The sequence below is a fragment of the Pseudomonas fluorescens genome, from assembly GCF_040448305.1.
Classification (GTDB): Bacteria; Pseudomonadota; Gammaproteobacteria; order Pseudomonadales; family Pseudomonadaceae; genus Aquipseudomonas; species Aquipseudomonas fluorescens_BH.
In genome coordinates this window covers 5,727,786-5,749,114 of the sequence record NZ_CP148752.1, presented here as the reverse complement: position 1 = coordinate 5,749,114, position 21,329 = coordinate 5,727,786, and the positions used below count along the sequence as shown (strand labels likewise).

Genomic DNA, 21,329 nt, shown 5'->3' with positions numbered 1-21,329 from the left:
CTCCCGTGGAAAAAAGTGCCGCAGTTTATCAACTGACGACTCGCAGCGCCTTACCGCTGAAGTATTCCAGTGCGTTTTCGGTCACTTGGCCAACGATTCGCTGGCGCGCTTCGCGGCTGCCCCAGGCGTTGTGCGGGGTAACGATCAGGCGCGGGATGTCGTGGGCCAGCAGCGGATTGCCGTTGACGGGAGGCTCGACGCTCAGCACGTCAGTGGCGGCGCCGCCCAGATGCCCGTTGCGCAAGGCGTCGGCCAGCGCCTGTTCATCAATCAATCCACCGCGTGCGGTGTTGACCACGAACGCGCCGGGTTTCATCGCGGCCAGTTCACGGGCGCCGATGAAGTGGCGAGTGTGCTCGTTGAGCGGGCAGTGCAGAGTCAGTGCGTCGATTTGCGGTAACAGTTCATCCAGCGGCAGGCGGTCCGGCCGGGCAGGGCGTCCGGGAATTTGCCCCAGCAGAACACGCATACCGAAGGCTTCAGCCAACCGTGCGACCGCGCCGCCCAATTCGCCATGACCGAGCAGGCCAAGGGTTTTGCCTTCGAGTTCGACGATCGGGTAATCCAGCAAACAGAACTGTCTGGCCTGCTGCCAGCGGCCTTCGCCGACGGCTTTTTGATAATCGGCCAGGCGCGTGGCCAGGTTGAGCAGCAGCATGATCGTGTGCTGCGCCACCGACGGTGTGCCGTAACCCTGGCAGTTACACACGGTAATCCCATGGGCGCGGGCGGCGGCGAGGTCGACATTGTTGGTGCCGGTGGCTGTGATCAGGATCAGCTTGAGATCAGGGCTGGCGGCCATGGCGGCGGCATCGATCAGGATCTTGTTACTGATGGCGACGGTGGCGCCCTTGAGGTGTTCGATGACTTGATCGGGCAAGGTCTGGGCGAACAGCTGCAAATCGCTGAAACAACTGCGCAGCGGGTTGAGGTCAAGGTCGCCGAGGTCCAGGGACGGGTGGTCGAGGAATACGGCGCGGCGAGTGTTCGTCATCAACTGTACCTTTTGTGCAATGAACTGAAGGCGTAATCTGCCGAGCCTACCAGATGAAATAAATAGTTACGCTTGGCCTGAAGGAGCCCCCATGTACTGGACAGAGTTCTTGACCGTTGCCCTGATTCACCTGCTGGCCGTGGCCAGCCCCGGCCCGGACTTTGCCGTGGTGGTGCGCGAGAGTGTTACCCACGGTCGCCGCGCGGGCACCTGGACCGCGCTGGGTGTGGGTACGGCGATTTTCCTGCACGTGGGTTACTCGCTATTGGGTATCGGCCTGATCGTGTCCCAGTCGATCGTGTTGTTCAATGCCTTGAAATGGGCTGCCGCCGCTTACCTGCTGTACATCGGTTACAAGGCGCTGCGCGCGCAACCGGCCAAGCCTGTGGCGGACGATCTGCACAAGGAAGCCGGCGAGCGCACTGCCCGTGGTGCCTTCACCTCGGGTTTTGTCACCAACGGTCTCAACCCGAAAGCCACGCTGTTCTTCCTCTCGCTGTTCACCGTGGTCATCAACCCGCACACGCCACTGGCGGTGCAAGCCGGTTACGGGGTTTACCTGGCGGCGGCGACAGCGGGCTGGTTCTGCCTGGTGGCGATGCTGTTCAGCCAGCAGCGCGTACGCGCCGGTTTCGCCCGCATGGGTCACTGGTTCGACCGGACCATGGGCGCGGTGCTGATTGCGATTGGCGTGAAGCTGGCGTTTACCGAGATGCATTGATTCCGTAGTCACTACAGACAGAGAATCCCTGCGGATAGTGGCGCAACGCTAGCATCTGCAGGGTTCTGCAAATCATTCCTTTGGCTGATTTGGCTGGCGTTCAAGGGCACTACAGTGCGTACTTTCAGTCACGACCGTGCAGTCAGATTAAAGGGATTATTATGTTGCAGACTCGCGTTATCCCCCCGGCCGAAGGCGCTTACCAGTACCCGCTGTTGATCAAACGCCTGCTGATGTCCGGTGCCCGTTATGAGAAAACCCGCGAGATCATCTACCGCGACAAGTTGCGCTATAGCTACCCGACCCTGATCGAACGGGTGGCCCGCCTGGCCAACGTGCTGACTGCGGCCGGGGTCAAGCCCGGGGATGCCGTGGGTGTGATGGACTGGGACAGCCATCGCTACCTGGAATGCATGTTCGCCATCCCGATGATCGGCGCGGTGATCCACACCATCAACGTGCGCCTGTCGCCGGAACAGATCCTCTACACCATGAACCACGCCGAGGACCGCTTTGTGCTGGTCAACAGCGAGTTCGTCGGTCTCTACAAGGCCATCGAGGGGCAACTGACCACGGTCGACAAAACCCTGCTGCTGACTGACCTGCCGGAAAAAACCGCGGACCTGCCGAACCTCGTCGGCGAGTACGAACAGCTGCTGGCCGCGGCGAGCCCGCAGTACGACTTCGAGGACTTCGACGAAAACTCGGTCGCGACCACGTTCTATACCACCGGTACCACCGGCAACCCCAAGGGCGTGTACTTCACCCATCGGCAACTGGTGCTGCACACCATGGGCGTGTCGACCATCATGGGCGCGATCGATAGCGTGCGCCTGCTGGGCACCAACGACGTGTACATGCCGATCACCCCGATGTTCCACGTGCACGCCTGGGGCTTGCCGTATGTGGCGACCATGCTCGGACTCAAGCAGGTGTATCCCGGCCGCTATGACCCGGAGTACCTGGTGGAGTTGTGGCGCAAGGAGAAGGTCACGTTCTCCCATTGCGTACCGACCATTTTGCAGATGGTCCTCAATGCCAAGGCCGCGCAGGACGTCGACTTCGGCGGCTGGAAAATCGTCATCGGCGGCAGCGCCCTGAACCGCTCGTTGTACGAGGCGGCCAAGGCCAAAGGCATTCAGTTGACCGCCGCTTACGGCATGTCGGAAACCGGGCCGCTGGTGTCGTGCGCGCACCTCAACGACGAATTGATGGCCGGTACCGAAGACGAACGCACCACTTACCGGATCAAGGCCGGCGTGCCTGGGCCACTGGTGGAGGCGGCGATCGTCGACACCGAGGGCAACTTCCTGCCCGCCGACGGCGAGACCCAGGGCGAGTTGGTGTTGCGCGCACCGTGGCTGACCGAGGGCTATTTCAACGAGCCGCAGAAGGGCGCCGAGCTCTGGGCCGGCGGCTGGCTGCACACCGGTGACGTGGCGACCCTGGACAGCATGGGCGTGATCGACATTCGTGACCGGATCAAGGACGTGATCAAGACCGGTGGCGAGTGGATCTCCTCCCTGGACCTGGAAGACCTGATCAGCCGTCATGCGGCGGTACGTGAAGTAGCAGTGGTGGGGATCCCCGATCCGCAGTGGGGCGAGCGGCCGTTTGCCCTGCTGGTGCTCCGTGAGGGTCATGCAATCGGGGCGCGGGAACTCAAGGAACACCTCAAGCCGTTTGTGGAACTGGGGCACTTGAGCAAGTGGGCGATTCCGAGCCAGATCGCCCTTGTTACTGAAATTCCCAAGACCAGCGTCGGCAAACTCGACAAGAAGCGCATTCGCGTCGACATCACCGAATGGCAAGCCACCAACAGCACCTTCCTCTCGACGCTTTAAGCGCCTCCCGGCGTGCCCGAAAGGGCACGCCAGCCCCACCAAGCAAGCGCTTGGCTTGTCAAATCGAAATTTTCAGCCATCCTTGCCGTGCCGACGGGTGTCGGACTGGCGAAAGGACTGTTCCAGAGTGGCTGGCAACTGCAAATCACACTTTAGAGGGATCAAGCGCTACTACCTGCTGGCTATAGTCCGCTCAAGGATTTTTAAGAACGGGGCAACCGCACAAACCGGGGCGATGCAACTTTGGAATGACTTTGGGATGCCATGGCTCCCGGTTATCCACAGCGTTTTTAGAAGTGCTCTTGCCATAAAAATAAAATGCACATGGAGTAGCGTCGATGACATCAGTTAACCAGTTCTGGCGCCGGGCGAAACTGCCCCTGGCTGTCAGTCTTGCCTCTACGCTCGCCGGGCCAGCATTCGGCGTCAGTTTCAACGTCGGTGAAATCGAAGGTCAGTTCGACTCATCCCTGTCGATCGGTGCCAGTTGGTCTACCGAAAGTGCCAACAAGAACCTCATCGGTGTCAACAACGGCGGCAAGGGTCTGTCCCAGACTTCTGATGACGGTCACCTGAACTTCAAGAGCGGGGAAACCTTCTCGAAGATCTTCAAGGGCATCCATGACCTTGAACTGAAATACGGCGATACCGGTGTTTTCGTCCGTGGCAAATACTGGTACGACTTTGAACTGAAGGACGAAAGCCGTCCGTTCAAGGACATCAGCGACGAGGGCCGCAAGGAGGGCGCCAAGTCTGCCGGCGGCCAGATCCTCGACGCCTTCGTCTACCACAACTACGCCATTGCCGATCAGCCAGGCTCCGTGCGACTGGGCAAGCAGGTCGTGAGCTGGGGTGAAAGTACCTTCATCGGTGGTGGCATCAACTCGATCAACCCGATCGACGTGTCCGCGTTCCGTCGTCCGGGTGCCGAGATCAAGGAAGGCCTGATCCCGGTCAACATGTTCTATGTGTCCCAGAGCCTGACCGAAAACCTGTCGGCCGAAGCGTTTTACCAAATTGAATGGGACCAGACTGTCGTCGACAACTGCGGCACGTTCTTCTCTCAGCCAGACATCGTTGCCGATGGCTGCGACAACAACCTGCGTGTACTGAACAAACGCTCGCAAATTCCGGCGATTGCCCTGGGGCCTTTGGCCGCCAACGGCGTTGACGTCAACGAGGAAGGTGTTCTGGTTCGTCGCGGCCCGGATCGCGATGCCCGGGACAGCGGTCAGTGGGGTGCGTCCTTCAAGTACATGTTCGATCCGCTGGACACCGAGTTCGGCGCCTACTTCATGAATTACCACAGTCGTGCGCCGATCTTCAGCGCCACCGGTGCGCCGCAATCGGTCTACAACACAGCAGCGGGGCTTCCAGGCCCGTTCGCCGCGCTGGCGCCATTGCTGGTGGCGGGTAATTCGCAGTACTTCATCGAGTACCCGGAAGACATCCGCCTCTACGGTCTGAGCTTCTCCACCACCCTGCCTACCGGTACGGCGTGGAGCGGTGAGATCAGCTACCGTCCGAACGCTCCGGTGCAGCTCAACTCCACGGACATCCTGTTCTCCGGTGTCCGTCCTATAGGCAACAACAACCCGAACAACCCGTTGACCAATGCATCGCTGCTTACCGGCGTGCCGGGTCAGGACCTGCACGGGTATCGTCGCAAGGAAATCACCCAGTTCCAGACCACCCTGACGCACTTCTTCGACCAGGTCATGGGCGCCAGCCGTCTGACCCTGGTGGGTGAAGTGGGCGTGACCCACGTTGGCGGCCTGGAAAGCACTTCCGACGTTCGTTATGGCCGCGATCCGGTCTACGGCCCGGGTGAGTTGCCAGCCTCTGGCGCGCTCGATACCTGCGTGGCGCTCAACACTAGCACCATCAACGGTGCCGGCCCGGGTACGCCGACCAACAACCGCAGCCGCAACTGCGACGACGAAGGTTTCACCACCGCGACTTCGTGGGGTTACCGCGGTCGCGCCATCTGGGAATACAACGACGTGTTTGCCGGTGTGAACCTCAAACCGAACGTTGCCTGGTCCCATGACGTGAGCGGTTACTCCCCTGGCCCTGGCGGCAACTTCGAGGAAGGCCGCAAGGCAGTGAGCCTGGGTGTCGACGCCGAGTACCAGAACACCTATACCGCGAGCCTGGCGTACACCAACTTCTTCGACGGCAAGTACACCACCGTGGATGACCGCGACTTCGTTGCGCTCAGCCTCGGCGTGAACTTCTAAGCACAGTATTTTCAGGACGAACACACATATGAAAATAACAAAGAGTCTGTTCCACGCCGGTGTTCTGGGCCTTTCGCTGCTGGCGACCAGCGTCATCGCAGCGGTTCCCCAGGCCGAGGCCGACAAACTGGGCAAGAGCCTGACCCCGATGGGCGCCGAAATGGCAGGTAATGCCGACGGTTCGATCCCTGCCTGGAAACCGATGCCGAAGAACGCCGGTACGGTCGACAGCAAAGGTTTCCTGTCCAATCCGTTCGCCAGCGAAAAACCGCTGTTCACCATCACGGCGCAGAACGTCGACCAGTACAAGGAAAAGCTCGCACCGGGCCAGTACGCGATGTTCAAGCGCTACCCGGAAACCTTCAAGATGCCGGTCTATCCGTCCCATCGCGGTGCTACCGTGCCGGATGACGTGTTCGCCGCCATCAAGCGCAATGCCACCAACACCAATCTGGTGTCCGGCGGCAACGGCCTGGAAAACTTTGAAACCGCCATTCCGTTCCCGATTCCGAAAAGCGGCGTTGAAGTCATCTGGAACCACATCACCCGCTATCGCGGGGGCAGCGTGACCCGTCTGGTAACCCAGGCCACACCACAGCCGAACGGTTCGTTCAGCCTGGTGTATTTCCAGGACCAGTTCGTGTTCCGCGACAAGATGAAGGACTACGACCCGAAAAACCCGGGCAACATCCTGTTCTACTTCAAGCAGAAAGTGACTGCTCCGGCACGTCTGGCCGGTGGTGTGCTGCTGGTGCACGAGACCCTCGACCAGGTGAAGGAGCCGCGCTCGGCGTGGGTCTACAACGCCGGTCAGCGTCGTGTGCGCCGTGCACCGCAAGTGTCCTATGACGGCCCGGGTACTGCAGCCGACGGCCTGCGTACCTCCGACAACCTGGACATGTTCAACGGTGCACCGGATCGTTACGACTGGAAGCTCGAAGGCAAGAAAGAGATGTACATCGGCTCCGATGCCTACAAACTCGACGATCCGAAGCTCAAGTACGCCGACATCATCAAGGCCGGTCACATCAACCAGGACCTGGCTCGTTACGAGTTGCGTCGTGTGTGGCATGTGGTTGCAACCCTGAAGGACGGTCAGCGTCACATCTACGCCAAGCGTGACTTCTACATTGACGAAGACACCTGGCAAGCCGCGGTGATCGATCACTACGACGGTCGCGGTCAACTGTGGCGAGTCGCCGAGGCCCATGCCGAGAACTACTACGACAAGCAAGTGCCGTGGTATGCCCTCGAAACCCTGTATGACCTGCAATCGGGTCGTTACCTGGCGCTGGGCATGAAGAACGAAGAGAAATCGGCCTATGACTTCGGCTTCACTGCCACCACCAGCGACTTCACCCCGGCCGCCTTGCGTCAGGATGGTGTTCGCTAAGGTGAACTGAGTAGAGGCCGCACCCTCTGAAAACGCCCCGACTGGTTCGGGGCGTTTTTTTTGTTTGTAGACTTTTTGTAGCCATTTGTAGCAATTACCTTCATTCCCTATCCGTTTACGGCTAGGCTGCGGACATCTGCAACGCCGCCACCCGCAATTCAAACAAGAGCCGGCTATGACTGATTTGTCTACATCCCCAGGTTCTGCACACGTTGCTGTCGCAACACTCGACGGGCGCTTCTTCCGCCCGCCGTTGCCCGACGGCCATGTGCTGCGTCCACGTTTGTGCGAGCGCCTGAGTGCCGGGCTCGGTGGCAGGTTATTGCTGGTCAGCGCACCGGCAGGGTTCGGCAAGAGTTCGTTGGCGGTGGAATTTTGTCAGGGGTTACCGGCGCACTGGCAAAGTCTCTGGCTGGGGTTGAGCCCGCGCGACAGTGACCCGGGGCGTTTTCTCGAGCGCCTGCTGGAAGGCCTCCAGGACTATTTTCCGCACCTGGGCAGGCAATCCCTCGGGCTGTTGAAAATGCGCCAGCGCCATCAGCCGTTCGCGTTTGAAGAATGGCTGGACGGCCTGCTCGACGAATTGGCCGAGCACCTTTCCCCGGCGACGCCATTGCTGCTGGTGCTGGATGATTACCATCTGGCCCAGGGGCCGGTGCTGGACCGTTGCCTGCAATTTTTCCTCAATCATCTCCCCGATGGCTTGCTGGTGATGGTCACCAGTCGCCAACGTCCCGACTGGCATCTGGCGCGGCTGCGGCTGTCGCGGCAATTGCTTGAGTTACATGAACAGGATCTGCGCCTGACCCACGACGAGGCCTTGAGCCTGCTCGACCGGCACAGCAGTTCCTTGCGCGGTGAGGCACTGGAAAACCTGATCGAGCGCAGCGAAGGTTGGGTTGCGGGGTTACGCTTCTGGCTGCTGGCCGCCTCGGAGGCGGGCACCGATGGCGCGCTGCCGCAATCGTTGCACGGCGGGGAAGGGCTGATCCGCGATTACCTGCTCGAAGAGGTCATCGATTGCCTGCCCGCCGAGGTCCAGTCGTTCCTCTATGACACGGCGCCCCAGGAACGCTTTTGCAGCGAACTGTGCGACGCCGTTCGCGACGCCCATGACAGCGCAGAGATCCTGCGCTTCCTGCTCGCCCACCAAGTATTCCTGGTGCCGCTGGACGAACATGGCCATTGGTATCGTTACCACCATCTGTTTTCCGATCTGTTGCGCACGCGGCCGACTTCCCAGTCGATAGTGCCGGCCGCCAGCCTGCACCTGCGTGCCTGCCGCTGGTTCAATGCCCAGGGGTTGCTCGATGAGGCCGTGGAGCAGGCCTTGCGCGCCGGTCACCTGGACGTCGCGGCGAACCTGGTGCAGAACCTTTCCGAAGAGCAACTGCTGGCCGAGCAGAATGTCGGCATGTTGTTGCGCTGGAAAATGGACTTGCCTGACAGTTTGCTGATCAGCACGCCGCGACTGATCGTGCTGTATAGCTGGGCATTGGGGATGGCGTGCCAACTGGATGCCGCCGAAGAGCTGGCCAGCCATTTGAGCCGTTTCCTACCCGCTCCGTCGGCCACCGCCCAGAAGTCGATGCTGGCTCAATGGCTGGCGTTGAGCGGCATCATTGCCCGTGGGCGCGGCAACCGCGAACTGACGCTGCGGTACTGCGGCGAAGCGCTGGAAAGTCTTCCGTCCAAGCGTTACGGCCAGCGGCTGATGTGCCTCTCGACCCTGTCCAACCTGGCCATTGCCGACGGTGATTTGTGGCGGGCACGAGGGCTTAATCGCGAATCGCTGGAACTGGCGCAACGGGTCGGCAACCCCTTGTTCGAAGCACTGGCGCACTACGACCGTGCCCGGGTGCTGCAAGCTCGCGGGGAAATCTGTCGGGCGCTGGAAGAGGTCCGTCAGGGTATGCAGCGCCTGCAGAGCTTACCTGCGCAACGGCTGTATGCGGTTCGCGCCCGGCTGACCTTGTACGAAGGCTTTTTGCTGGCCCTGCGCATGCAGCCGCAATTGGCGCGGGCGCGATTGCAGGCCGGTTTGAGCGAGGCGCGGGCCTGTCGTGACATCAGCGTGCTGATCGGCCACTGCGTGATTGCCAGGCTGGAAGGCAGCAGCGGCGAGTTCGCCAAAGCCTTTGCCGAACTTGCTGAAGCCGAACGGCTGATGCACATCTGGGACGTGCCGCCGATCTACTACCTGGCCATGATCACCCTGGTCAAATGTGAACTCTGGCTGGCCCAGGGGCGCACCGATCTGGCCGAAGCCTGGCTGGCGCGCCTGGGGCAGACCTATAACGGTGAAAACGGGGCCGCGCCACCGGAATTCCACCCGCAATTGCCGCTGCATATCGAATTGCAACAAGCCTTGCTCGACGTCATCCAGGGCCAACCGATGCTGGCCGAAGGGCGTCTGAATGCGCTGCTCGAACATGGCCAGCAAAGCGGTCGGCAGATGCTTAGTGCCATGGCGCTGACCCAGAAAGTGGCGTTGTTGCTGGGCAGCGGACGGGAACCGGAAGCACGCAAGGCACTGGCCCAGGCGCTGGACGCCGCTGGCGGAGGGGGGCTGCAACCCTTCGAGGGCTTGTTGGTCGAGCACCCGGACTGGCTGCGTGGGCAGCTTCAAAACTGTCCGCCAACCCCCGTTTCCCTGAGCCTCAGTGAAAAACTTCCGGCATTGGCCGCCCGTCCCGGACTGGAGCCCTGTGCGGCCACGGAACAACTCAGCACCCGGGAAATGGCGGTCCTGCGATTGATTGCCCAGGGCTGTTCGAACCAGGAAATCAGCGATCAGCTGTTTATTTCCCTGCACACGGTCAAGACCCACGCCAGCCACATCAACAGCAAGCTCGGGGTCGAGCGGCGTACGCAGGCGGTGGCGCGGGCCAAGGAATTGGGGGTGTTGGGTTAAGGATTTTTCATGTTACCCATCGCAGCCATTGGCTCGCTGCCCAATTGTGCGAAAATCGCTCGTCCCCGTTTATCGAGCAGGCCACGATGTCCCAGCAACCCACCCTCATCCGCGAAACCTTCCCAGTCGGCCCGTTGCAGTGCAACTGCACGATCATCGGTGATCCGATAACGAAAAAGGCCATCGTCGTCGATCCGGGTGGCAATCATGAGCTGATCCTGGCGCGTCTCGACGCCCTGGGGCTGAAAGTGGTCAGCATCATTCACACCCATGCGCACCTCGATCATTTCCTGGCTTCCGGCCAACTCAAGGAGAAAACCGGCGCGACCCTGCATCTGCACAAGGAAGACCAGTTTCTGTGGGACAACCTGGAAATGCAGTGCCAGATGTTCGGCGTTCCTTATACCCCGGTGCCGTCCCCGGATCGCTGGCTGGCCGATGATGAAGAGCTGGCCTGCGGTTGTGGCGTGGCGCTGCACACGCCAGGCCATACGCCGGGCTCCATGAGCTTCTGGTTTTCCGAGGCCAAGCTGCTGATTGCCGGCGATACGCTGTTTCGTCGCGGCGTCGGACGCACGGATTTGTGGGGCGGCGACCAGGCGACCATCGTGCGTTCGATCAAGCAGCGGCTGTACACCCTCGACGAAGACGCGACCGTGGTGACCGGGCATGGTCCGGATACCCGTCTGGGTGACGAAATGCGCGAGAACCCCTTTGTTCGGGGCTGATTTGTAACATTCGGAATTTTTACCCGTTAACATGATCCAACGCCCGCAAAGGCTGATGCCTTGGTCCGTTGCACCACAGAATGCAAAAAAAGTAGGAGCTTTACATGTTCACCACGCGTCGTTTGATGATTGTCGCTACAGCTGTGGCCGTTTTGTCCGGTTGTGCCTCGCCTAACCCTTACGGCGGTCAGGGTCAGACTCAGGGCCAGACGGATAGCGGCTCCGAAGGCATGAGCAAGACCGCGAAATACGGTGGCCTCGGCGCTCTGGCCGGTGCGCTGGCCGGTGCTGCGATCAACCACGATAACCGTGGCAAGGGCGCACTGATCGGTGCAGCGGTGGTCGGTGCTTCCGCCGCCGGCTACGGCTACTACGCCGATCAGCAAGAGAAAAAGCTGCGCGCCAGCATGGCCAACACCGGTGTTGAAGTGCAGCGCCAGGGCGACCAGATCAAGCTGATCATGCCGGGCAATATCACGTTCGCCACCGATTCGGCGAACATTGCCCCAGGTTTCTATCAGCCGCTGAACAACCTGGCGGGCTCGCTGAAAGAGTTCAGCCAGAACCAGATCGAGATCGTCGGCTATACCGACAGCACCGGCAGCCGCCAGCACAACATGGACCTGTCCCAGCGTCGCGCCCAGAGCGTGGCAACCTACCTGACCTCGCAAGGTGTCAGCGGTGCCAACCTGAGCGCTCGCGGAGCCGGCCCGGATGGCCCGGTTGCCAGCAACGCTGACGTCAATGGTCGTGCGCAGAACCGCCGTGTCGAGGTCAACCTCAAGGCGATTCCGGGCCAGCAGTATGGTGCTCAGCAGCAAGGTACTGTTCAGCAGTACCCCTAAGCATCTGACTGAACCCCAGGTGTAAAAAAGCCGCTCGGTCCTTATGGGGGTCGAGCGGTTTTTTTGTGTCGTCAGTTTTGGCCCCTTCGCGAGCAGGCTCGCTCCCACAGGGGATCTCCTTTGGTCGTAGAGGTTGTGTCCGCTGAAGATCAATTGTGGGAGCGAGCCTGCTCGCGATGGGGCCAGTACAGGCAACGAAGAACGCAGAAACAAAAAAGCCCCCGGACAAGTGAATGTCCGGGGGCTTTTTGCCATGCGCGAAAGCTGCTTACTTCTTCAGGCCATAATGCTCATCGAGCATGCCCGGCGAGTTCGGGGCTTTCGGTGCGTAGTCGCGCGGCGGTTCCTGATCGCGCGGTGGCGTCAGGCGCTCACGGGGTGCCTGCGCCGCATCGGCGTGCAGGGAAGCCAGCAGGCGTTGGCGAGTCTGTTCGTCCAGGGCCAGGCGGTTGGCGCCCTCGGCGAGATGGTCCTGCACTTCCTGATAGCTCTGAGTCAGTTTCTTGACCAGTGTCGCGGTGCTGTTGAAGTGGGTCACCACCTCATTCTGATAACTGTCGAAACGTTCCTGAATATCGTCCAGCTGACGCTGCGTGCGGCTGGGCGCGGCGTTCGGTGCAACGCGAGCGATCAGGAACCCAATGGCGACACCCACAACCAGGGCAAGAGTCGGTAACAACCAAACTAAGAGCGAGTGTTCCACGAGTCCTTCCTCTATAAACGGCTTTGCTTTACGTTAACGGCTCGAACCTGCGCTGTATACCGCGATTCACTCGCAATAGACAGCCACAGACAATTTGCTAGACGAGTCGACCTGATCCGAGGTCACGGAGTTCCTTCCTTGCTTATGCGTGAAACCCCTGTAGTGATTGATGGCCCGGTGGGTCAGCTTGAGGCTCTGCTTCTGGAAAACAAGAGCTCGGATAATGAGCAGCCGCGCGGCCTCGCGCTGATCTGCCATCCGAACCCGGTGCAGGGCGGCACCATGCTCAACAAAGTGGTCTCGACCCTGCAGCGCACCGCGCGCGATGCGGGTTTGATCACCTTGCGTTTCAACTACCGTGGTGTCGGCGCCAGTGAAGGTACACATGATATGGGCACCGGCGAAGTCGATGATGCCCAGGCTGTCGCCGAATGGTTTCGCGCCAGACACCCGGAATTGCCGCTGACCTTGTTCGGTTTTTCCTTCGGCGGTTTTGTTGCCGCAAGTCTCGGCGGGCGCCTTGAGGCCAAGGGCGAGCAAATCAAGCACCTGTTCATGGTCGCGCCGGCGGTCATGCGCCTGGGCGATCAGGATCAGCTGCCACAACAGGGCGAATTGACCCTGATCCAGCCGGAAACCGACGAAGTGATCGATCCGCAGCTGGTTTACGAGTGGTCCGACAAGCTTGAACGCCCCCATGAGCTGCTGAAAGTGGCAGAATGCGGACACTTTTTTCATGGCAAGCTGACCGATCTCAAGGATCTGATCCTGCCGCGTCTCTCGAATTGATTGCAGTCTGACAAGCGATTACCCATGACGACTCGTACCCGTATCCTCACCGGCATCACCACCACCGGCACGCCGCACCTGGGCAACTACGCTGGCGCCATCCGCCCGGCGATCGTCGCCAGCCGTGACAGCAATGCCGATTCGTTCTACTTCCTGGCCGACTACCACGCCCTGATCAAGTGCGATGACCCGCTGCGCATCCAGCGCTCGCGTCTGGAAATCGCTGCGACCTGGCTGGCCGGTGGCCTGGATGTCGAGCGCGTGACGTTCTATCGCCAGTCCGACATCCCGGAAATCCCTGAGCTGACCTGGCTGCTGACCTGCGTTGCCGCCAAGGGCCTGCTCAATCGCGCCCACGCCTACAAGGCTTCGGTGGACAAGAACGTCGAGACCGGTGAAGACCCCGACGCCGGCATCACCATGGGCCTGTACAGCTACCCGGTGCTGATGGCCGCAGACATCTTGATGTTCAATGCGCACAAGGTGCCGGTCGGTCGTGACCAGATCCAGCACGTGGAAATGGCGCGGGACATCGGCCAGCGCTTCAACCATCTGTTTGGCCAGGGCAAAGAGTTCTTCACCATGCCCGAGGCGTTGATTGAAGAGAGCGTCGCCACGTTGCCGGGCCTGGATGGCCGCAAGATGTCGAAGAGCTACGACAACACCATCCCACTGTTCAGCAGCGCCAAAGAGATGAAGGACGCGATTTCGCGGATCGTCACCGACTCCCGCGCGCCGGGCGAAGCCAAGGATCCGGACAACTCGCACCTGTTCACTCTGTTCCAGGCGTTCGCCACTCCGGCGCAGGCCGACGAGTTCCGCAGCGAACTGTTACAGGGCCTGGGTTGGGGTGAGGCGAAGAATCGTCTGTTCCAGTTGCTCGACAACGAACTGGGCGAATCCCGCGAGCGTTATAACCAGCTGATCGAGCGCCCGGCGGATCTGGAAGACATCCTGCAACACGGCGCGAAAAAGGCCCGTTCGGTAGCGACACCCTTCCTCGACGAACTGCGTGAAGCGGTGGGCCTGCGCTCCTTCGTTGCCCAGGCTCAAGTGGCGGCGACCACCAAGAAGAAAGCCGTGAAGGCCGCGCGTTTTGTCAGCTTCCGTGAAGACGACGGCAGTTTCCGCTTCCGTCTGCTGGCGGCCGATGGCGAACAACTGCTGCTGTCGCGCAACTTCGCCGACGGTAAAACTGCAGGGCAAGTGACCAAGCAGCTGCAAGCGGGCCAGGATCTGGACGTGCGCAGTGAAGACCTGAGCTTCAGCGTCTGGCTGGAAGGCGAGTGCGTTGCCGACAGCCCGGCCTTCGCCGACAGCGCCGCACGCGACGCGGCCATCGAAGCCTTGCGCATCGCCCTGACGCCGGTTCAGGAATAAACAACGGTTCGGTCCGACCAAGGGCCGATTGCCATTCCTCGGGGCCGTCGCTACAGTGTCGGCCCGTTTTTGTTGCCTTGCTAACGAATTATGACGCCCCTAGAACGATATCAAGCTGATCTGAAACGCCCGGAATTCTTCCATGACGCCGCACAGGAAACTGCCGTGCGTCATTTGCAGCGCCTGTACGACGACCTGGTCGCGGCCGAGCAAAACAAGCCGGGCCTGCTGGGCAAGTTGTTTGGCAAGAAGGATCAGACCCCGGTCAAGGGCCTGTATTTCTGGGGCGGCGTAGGTCGCGGCAAGACTTACCTGGTGGACACCTTCTTCGAAGCACTGCCCTTCAAGGAAAAGACCCGTACGCACTTCCACCGCTTCATGAAGCGCGTGCACGAAGAGATGAAAACCCTGGGCGGTGAGAAAAACCCGCTGACCATCATCGCCAAGCGTTTCGCCACCGAAGCCCGGGTCATCTGCTTCGATGAATTCTTCGTTTCCGACATCACCGACGCCATGATCCTTGGCACCCTGATGGAAGAACTGTTCAAGAATGGCGTGACCCTGGTCGCGACTTCGAACATCGTGCCGGACGGCCTGTACAAGGACGGTCTGCAACGCGCGCGCTTCCTGCCGGCCATCGCGCTGATCAAGCAGAATACCGAGATCGTCAACGTCGACAGCGGCGTCGACTATCGTCTGCGTCACCTCGAACAAGCCGAACTGTTCCACTATCCACTCGATGAAGCCGCCAACGAAAGCCTGCGCAAGAGCTTCCGTGCGCTGACGCCGGAATGCACGGCAGCGGTCGAAAATGACGTGCTGATGATTGAAAACCGTGAAATTCGTGCCCTGCGCACCTGCGATGACGTGGCCTGGTTCAACTTCCGTGAACTGTGCGACGGCCCGCGCAGCCAGAACGACTACATCGAACTGGGCAAGATCTTCCACGCCGTGCTGCTCAGCGATGTCGAGCAGATGAGCGTCACCACCGACGACATCGCCCGACGCTTCATCAACATGGTCGATGAGTTCTACGACCGTAACGTGAAGCTGATCATCTCCGCCGAAGTCGAGCTTAAAGACCTGTACACAGGTGGCCGCCTGAACTTCGAGTTCCAGCGTACCCTCAGCCGACTGCTGGAAATGCAATCCCACGAATTCCTGGCCCGGGCGCACAAGCCGTAGGACGATTCGGAAAATAAAAAAGGCCTGCGATTGCAGGCCTTTTTTGTCAGCGTAAATCCTCCGTCCACAGGTTTGTACATTGTTTTGAAGTCAAATGTCTTCGTTGAGATACTGCGCAAGCTCGTGCTGCCGTTGGCAACCAAGCAGCAGCCAGAGCAGAATTCTGGCTTTTCGCGGACATAGAAAACCCGCCATCGATGCCCCCTTGCGGATCAAGTCCATTTCACCACCGCCAAAACCGTAAGAGGCACGTGCGGTGGAGCCGGAGCCGGTTCGGGTCGCAACGATCACGGGGATTCGTTCGGCAATATGCTCAATCATTGTCGCCCAGCGCTGCGAGATGTGGCCGGCGCCGAAACCGCCGATCACCAGCCCGTCGTAATCGAGTGCGAGAATATTTTCCAGTAGCAGGGTGTCGGCCGAAAGTGAGGCCTCAAGCAGCGCAACCTTCTGTGTGGTCTGTTGCGGCAACGGTAACACCGTGCGCGGCCCCGGCGGGCGCAGGTAGTGAACACGGTCTTCCAACAGTAGGCCCACGGGCCCCACGACCGGAGAGGAAAACGCCTGCAATGCCAGCGAATCGGTTTTGCGTACGCTGCACGCTTGATGAATCTGTCCGTTCATCACGACCTGGACACCGCGCTGCCGGCTGTTCTGCGCCAAGGCAACGCGACATGCATCCAGAAGATTGGCCGGTCCATCGGCACCTGGTTGCGCTGCGGAACGCATGGCACCGGTCAGCACCAAGGGGGTGTCGTAGGGCCACAGGTAATCCAAAAACACCGCGGCTTCTTCGAGGGTGTCGGTGCCCTGGGTTATCACGACCCCAACGGCTCCCTGTTTGACCTGAAACTCAGCCCAGGACAATACGTTCAGCAAAAACTCGAAATCCAGGGACGCACTGGGCAGCAGGCCGAGGGTCTCGACGGTCACTCCGGCCAGTGTCGTCAGTTCCGGTATGGAAGTCAGCAGGGCTTCGCCGCTGACGGTCGGGATGACGCCTTCACCGGCATTGCTCGCTTGCATGCTTACCGTGCCGCCAAGTGCCGCGATGGACAGTTTGGGCAGGTCCATGGGATACCTCGCTTGTTTGTAATGAAAAGTGGCTGTATCCGCTTGTGAGGCCGCGATACAGCCGAATGGCTGGGGCATTAATCTGCGATCAAAAAACCGATCAGCGGCACGATCAGCAGTGTGCTGATGGCCATCGACAGTACATTGGCGATGTAGGCGTGCATGTCGGCCGGTAATTTCCTGGCAATCACACAGGCCAGCGGTGGTGCGAGTAATGCCCCCAGTAGTGCACTTGAGACGATAATCTGCCAGCTGCCGCCATAGGCTAGGATCGCCGCGGGCACCACTGAGACCAGCGGGATGTAAGTGGGATACCAGCCGCGCAACATCCATTGTCGACGCCAGATCAGCACGCCAATGGCCGAGGCCAATGCCTGCGCGCCGATGATGTGCAGCAACAGGCCCGATCCGTACGCGGGGCTTGAAGGGTTCAAGCTGTACGCCAGCAATGCACCCAGTATCAGGCCAAGGCTGGCCAGCTCATTGCCGAAGAACGGTGCTTCGGAAAAGTCCGCCAGAATCCGACGCAGGCTCCAGATGACGCCATAGTCAGGCGCCTTGGCGGTGGCAATCGAGGCGGGTGGCGTTTGCGATGACCTGGATTTCACCAGGTTCGGCCAATAGCGGCAAAACAGAAACGCCAGGACACTGGCAACCGCCATGCCCAGCACATTGCCAATCACTGCAGGCAAGGCCAGCGGTTGGCACACGTAGTTGACGATCAGCAGGCACATTGGTGTGACGAGTACGGCGCCCATGAGTGCGCCGTTGATCGTGACCCTCCAGCCTCCGCCAAACATCAGCACCATCGCCGCTGGCAGTGAGACGAATGCAACGAATGTGGGTTGCCAGGTTGTGGCTGTCACCGTCCAGCCCCACAGCAGATTGCTCAGCAGCAGCCCGAGCAACGAACTGGTGACCAGCCAGGGCCAAAGTCCCGTTCCATAGGAGATGGCAAACCCTTGCCAGGATTTCCCCGTTCGATTCGCCCAGTAAGCCAGATAAGCGCCCGCCAGCAGGCCAATCGAGGCGAACTCGTGCTTGTAGAAAGCCACCTCGCTGATGTCGCCTAACACCCAACGCAACCAGGCACTCGGTTCGGGTAGCAGCGATACCATGTCGCCGTAACCTGGCCAATGCGCTCCCCAGAAAGTCCGGTTGCTGAAAGAAAGCCAGGCGATCAGCAGTGTCGCGCCGATCATTAGCAGGACGACGGCTGTATCAATCGGTGATTTGCGCGATGGTTGGTTTTTGTCGGTTGTAACTTCCATGGGATAGGCCTCCTGATCAACGTGGGAGGCAAGGGTGTTGGGTGTAGCCGAGCATCTGATCGTAAAGATCGGCTCGGCGATCGCGATGCAGATCGTTCAGGTTGTTCCAGATGGGCGCACTGCGGGAGCTGGTCAGGTCAATATCGGCAAACAGGATTTCCTGCCTGTCTGCCGAAGCCACGGCGCCAATCGGCCAGCCGTTGGTTCCGGCAATCAACGAGCAACCCAGGTAGCGCGCGCCGCGCTCCTCGCCGATCCGGCTGGCGGCAGCGATAAACACGTTGTTGACGTGAGCGGCGGTCATCGTCAGATACGACGCCATGCACTTACCGGCATCGTCGAACAGCGGCGGCGGTGTCCAGACCCAGTTGTTCAGGCTGCAAATGATGTCTGCGCCTTGCTGGGCGAGGATCCGTGGCACTTCCGGGAACCAGATGTCCCAGCAGATCAACAGCCCGATGCGGCCGATCGGTGTGTCGAAAACCGGGAAACCCAGGTCGCCGGGGGTGAACCAGAGCTTCTCCAGATTCCACAAATGGGCTTTGCGGTACTTGCCGATAAAACCGTCTGGTCCCACCAGAACGCCGGTGTTGAAGAGTCGCATGCCGTCGCGTTCGGCCAGACCGGCCACGAGGTAAACGTTGTGTTCGCGGGCGAAGTCGATCCAGCACTGCACGCTTGGCCCGTCGGGAACCGCTTCTGCGTGGGCGAAGGCATCCTGTCGATTACTGAAGAAATAGCCAGTATTGGAAAGCTCGGGCAGAACGATGAGATTCGCACCGCCGTTTACCGCTTCAAGCGCCAATTCCAGGCTGCGACGCAGATTACCTACACATTTCTCGACGCCGACTTGTGGATCGAATTGCACGACTGCTACACGGACAGGGCTTGTTGGCTCAGTCATTCCGTCGTTCCTCTTTTTATTGTTTTTCAAACTGTTAAATGGCGTGTGTATAAGAGGGGAATCAGGAATGGGGTGTAAGTCAGCTATTTCCGTTTAGGTCGTAGTCCTTGTCCGAAAATGGATCGGAGTGATGTTTGATGACAATGGGTAGCCGACGCGAGAGGTAGAGCCATGTATTGCGTGCATGGCTCTAAAACGGGGATGTGATCAGATTCTGACTTGATAGTGCGGGTAGTCGCTCAAGGAGAATCCGCCATTGAAGGTCGCGGCGGTTTTGTTGCAGATATGAATCACTGCATCGACAGCACCGCGAAAACATGGCTCCGTCCAACCGGCATCGACGGAAAATGACTCGCCGGACAAATACAAGCCTGATACATGAGCAAAGTCCCGGTTGTATTTCATCAGGCCGACGGCATCGTAGTAGGTGCCCGGTCGGTAAAGCTTGGCACAACCCAGAGCATTTTCATCAGTGATCCAGCGCTGAACAACCGCTTGATCAATGCCGATGTAGGGAGAGATTTTTTCCTGGACGTTGGCAGAGTTCATGAGTATGCGATCCAGCTCTTCGGCGCATTTTGATACCAGCTCCTTATCGCTGAATGAGGCGAGCTTGGTTGCGTCATCTTCCCAGGTATAACTCAGCAGGATGCAGTCATAGCTGTAATTGTCGTTGTAGCGGTAGGTATAGACATCGTGGATAAAACTGTCGGTTACGATGGCTTGCGGGATGTTTTTGTTTTTCGAGAGAAATGATTTTTTCAGCGGTGCAAACACTTTGCAGCTAGTTTCCCAGTGTGCGGTTTTGTAGGCGTTAATCGTCTCGAAAGGCAGCATCTCCCGGGTGAAATTTTCGAGCTTGATTCGAGTTTCAATCAGCCAGGAGGGTAGTGTCATGATGACCGAGTCAAAGTCATCAAATTGCTCCTGGATTTGCTCGGGTTGACTGTGTTTCCAGTTGTAATAGACGCGTATTTTTTGATTGGGCAGCTTTTCCAGTTTTGTGACGGATGAGTCGGTGAGAAGCCCATTGCTTCTTTCGAGGCAATGTTCGTAGATGGACTTTCCGGTTTCGTCGGTTTTCACAAACAGCAGGCATTCGTCCAAAGCGGCGAGGCCGATGTAGCGGGGCCTGTCGAAACTCTGTCCCATTGAGTCAAAAACGGCTTCGCTATTCAGGTAGGGCGAATCCAGTGGATCGCCGTTTGAGTCCACTCGACCATGGATCAGTTGCAATTGGCTGCTGAAACCGAAAATCGCGGTACGCAGAGGGTAGAGGCAGCAGACGTCGTAAAAAGCTCCCCAGCTACCGTCACCTATACCTATCGCGTAAAAAATTGCGGACTCTTGCGCAGACATTCCCATTCCGCCGAAATCCCCGGGTGAGCGGCCATCCCAAGCTTCCAGTGCTGGCATGCTGACCAGGTCGCGGAACGAGACACACTCGTATTTTTCAACGATAGAAGCCCATATGGCTTCCCATTCCTGGCTCGCATAGAGCTCAGCAACGTGGCGGGTCATGCGATCGGCAAAGGCTTTCCACTTGGCATAAACCTTTTGCAATTCATCGCCGGGAGGTGGTGTGACGCCGTCTTCGTTTTTCCATATCAACATTTGCGGCGCCGATCCGCCGCCCATGCTGCCCTCCCGGAGATAGATGCCTGTCGAGTTAACCCATTGGCTACCGGGGTTGGCGAAGTCTGAAAACGCCAGTTCAAATTGATTGGCGTAGTAAGCCATCAGCGACCGACCTTCTGTCGGTGGCTCATCCGCCCGGTTGAAGAAGGGCATGCGCATGGCGCCCATTTCAAACGGTGTATGGCTTTCTGCCGAGTTTCGGCTACCGGGAACGGTCAGATGCCTGCCACCGATGCGTCTGGATTGTTCGATGAGAGTGATATGGGTAAAGCCGCAGCGATAGAGTTCTCTGGCGGCGGTCAAGCCTGTGACGCCGGCGCCGATGATGCAGATTTTATGTTGCGGGTCAGTTGCCCTGGCGATGCCGTTTTCCTGTTCTACCAGTGCACGATAGTCAAAGCACAAATCCGGAGGATTGGGAAAGCGAGCCGCCCATTTGTTTTTAGCCGAGCGCTTTGTTCGGGCGGCCTCCTTGGCGATGTATGAAGGGTAGTTGTAACTTGATCCGATAGTCATGGTTGATCTTCCCTGATGGTGTTTGCGGGGAAGATGTTGAAGTTTTTAAGGGGCTGCGTATGTGGGCCGGGTTGGGTTCTCCGGCGCTCTGTATTCCGCTTTTTGCGTAGGAAAGTACACAGCGAAAAGAACGGCGTGGCCGGCGCAAGATTCTATGTGGAAGCGAGCCGGCTCGCTCCCACATTCGGTT

At 59.3% G+C, this 21,329-nt stretch carries 16 protein-coding genes; 10 read left to right on the top strand and 6 right to left on the bottom strand.

Annotation, left to right across the window (positions count from 1 at the left end; genetic code table 11):
- Positions 1–28: 28 nt before the first annotated feature.
- Positions 29–994 carry a 2-hydroxyacid dehydrogenase gene (locus WHX55_RS26105; protein ID WP_353741571.1) on the bottom strand — a complete coding sequence of 322 codons (966 nt, stop codon included), beginning with the start codon at positions 992–994 and terminating at the stop codon, positions 29–31.
- A 91-nt stretch (positions 995–1,085) separates the two neighbouring features.
- On the opposite strand from WHX55_RS26105, the gene WHX55_RS26100 reads away from it, so the two are divergent.
- The 7 genes from WHX55_RS26100 to WHX55_RS26070 all read left to right on the top strand — a co-directional run bounded on the left by WHX55_RS26100 (position 1,086) and on the right by WHX55_RS26070 (position 11,679).
- Positions 1,086–1,715 carry a LysE family transporter gene (locus WHX55_RS26100; protein ID WP_046041894.1) on the top strand — a complete coding sequence of 210 codons (630 nt, stop codon included), beginning with the start codon at positions 1,086–1,088 and terminating at the stop codon, positions 1,713–1,715.
- Between the two features lie 161 nt (positions 1,716–1,876).
- Positions 1,877–3,559, top strand: coding sequence for a fatty acid--CoA ligase (locus WHX55_RS26095; RefSeq protein WP_150727988.1), 1,683 nt, complete (start codon positions 1,877–1,879; stop codon positions 3,557–3,559).
- A gap of 338 nt (positions 3,560–3,897) precedes the next feature.
- On the top strand, positions 3,898–5,799 hold the full coding sequence (locus tag WHX55_RS26090; protein WP_151213821.1) for a DUF1302 domain-containing protein: 1,902 nt from the start codon (positions 3,898–3,900) through the stop codon (positions 5,797–5,799).
- A 28-nt stretch (positions 5,800–5,827) separates the two neighbouring features.
- Positions 5,828–7,192 (top strand): DUF1329 domain-containing protein, encoded by a 1,365-nt coding sequence (locus WHX55_RS26085; protein WP_353741570.1) that lies wholly within the window; start codon positions 5,828–5,830, stop codon positions 7,190–7,192.
- A 175-nt stretch (positions 7,193–7,367) separates the two neighbouring features.
- The gene (locus tag WHX55_RS26080; RefSeq protein WP_353741569.1) at positions 7,368–10,106 is read left to right on the top strand and encodes a LuxR C-terminal-related transcriptional regulator; all 2,739 of its coding nucleotides are present in this window, start codon (positions 7,368–7,370) and stop codon (positions 10,104–10,106) included.
- Positions 10,107–10,192: 86 nt separating this feature from the next.
- The gene (locus WHX55_RS26075; protein ID WP_150758998.1) at positions 10,193–10,834 is read left to right on the top strand and encodes an MBL fold metallo-hydrolase; all 642 of its coding nucleotides are present in this window, start codon (positions 10,193–10,195) and stop codon (positions 10,832–10,834) included.
- A gap of 104 nt (positions 10,835–10,938) precedes the next feature.
- On the top strand, positions 10,939–11,679 hold the full coding sequence (locus tag WHX55_RS26070) for an OmpA family protein (RefSeq protein ID WP_353741568.1): 741 nt from the start codon (positions 10,939–10,941) through the stop codon (positions 11,677–11,679).
- 268 nt (positions 11,680–11,947) lie between these two features.
- Here WHX55_RS26070 and WHX55_RS26065 read toward each other — a convergent pair whose 3' ends face one another.
- The gene (locus tag WHX55_RS26065) at positions 11,948–12,382 is read right to left on the bottom strand and encodes a DUF1043 family protein (protein WP_008045970.1); all 435 of its coding nucleotides are present in this window, start codon (positions 12,380–12,382) and stop codon (positions 11,948–11,950) included.
- Between the two features lie 144 nt (positions 12,383–12,526).
- Between WHX55_RS26065 and WHX55_RS26060 the strand changes: the two genes are divergently transcribed.
- The 3 genes from WHX55_RS26060 (at position 12,527) to zapE (ending at position 15,736) form a co-directional block, all read left to right on the top strand.
- On the top strand, positions 12,527–13,171 hold the full coding sequence (locus WHX55_RS26060; protein ID WP_353741567.1) for an alpha/beta fold hydrolase: 645 nt from the start codon (positions 12,527–12,529) through the stop codon (positions 13,169–13,171).
- A 24-nt stretch (positions 13,172–13,195) separates the two neighbouring features.
- The gene (locus WHX55_RS26055; protein WP_151213831.1) at positions 13,196–14,551 is read left to right on the top strand and encodes a tryptophan--tRNA ligase; all 1,356 of its coding nucleotides are present in this window, start codon (positions 13,196–13,198) and stop codon (positions 14,549–14,551) included.
- A gap of 90 nt (positions 14,552–14,641) precedes the next feature.
- A complete protein-coding gene (gene zapE / locus WHX55_RS26050; RefSeq protein WP_095943473.1) occupies positions 14,642–15,736 on the top strand; it encodes a cell division protein ZapE in 1,095 nt (364 codons plus the stop codon).
- Between the two features lie 90 nt (positions 15,737–15,826).
- On the opposite strand, the gene WHX55_RS26045 is transcribed toward zapE, so the two are convergent.
- From WHX55_RS26045 to WHX55_RS26030, 4 genes are all read right to left on the bottom strand, one after another.
- Positions 15,827–16,810 carry an asparaginase gene (locus WHX55_RS26045; protein ID WP_353741566.1) on the bottom strand — a complete coding sequence of 328 codons (984 nt, stop codon included), beginning with the start codon at positions 16,808–16,810 and terminating at the stop codon, positions 15,827–15,829.
- A 77-nt stretch (positions 16,811–16,887) separates the two neighbouring features.
- Positions 16,888–18,081, bottom strand: coding sequence for a hypothetical protein (locus tag WHX55_RS26040; RefSeq protein ID WP_150756206.1), 1,194 nt, complete (start codon positions 18,079–18,081; stop codon positions 16,888–16,890).
- A 16-nt stretch (positions 18,082–18,097) separates the two neighbouring features.
- Positions 18,098–18,985, bottom strand: coding sequence for a nitrilase family protein (locus WHX55_RS26035; protein WP_150727967.1), 888 nt, complete (start codon positions 18,983–18,985; stop codon positions 18,098–18,100).
- 207 nt (positions 18,986–19,192) lie between these two features.
- On the bottom strand, positions 19,193–21,139 hold the full coding sequence (locus tag WHX55_RS26030) for an FAD-dependent oxidoreductase (protein WP_353741565.1): 1,947 nt from the start codon (positions 21,137–21,139) through the stop codon (positions 19,193–19,195).
- Positions 21,140–21,329 lie beyond the last annotated feature (190 nt).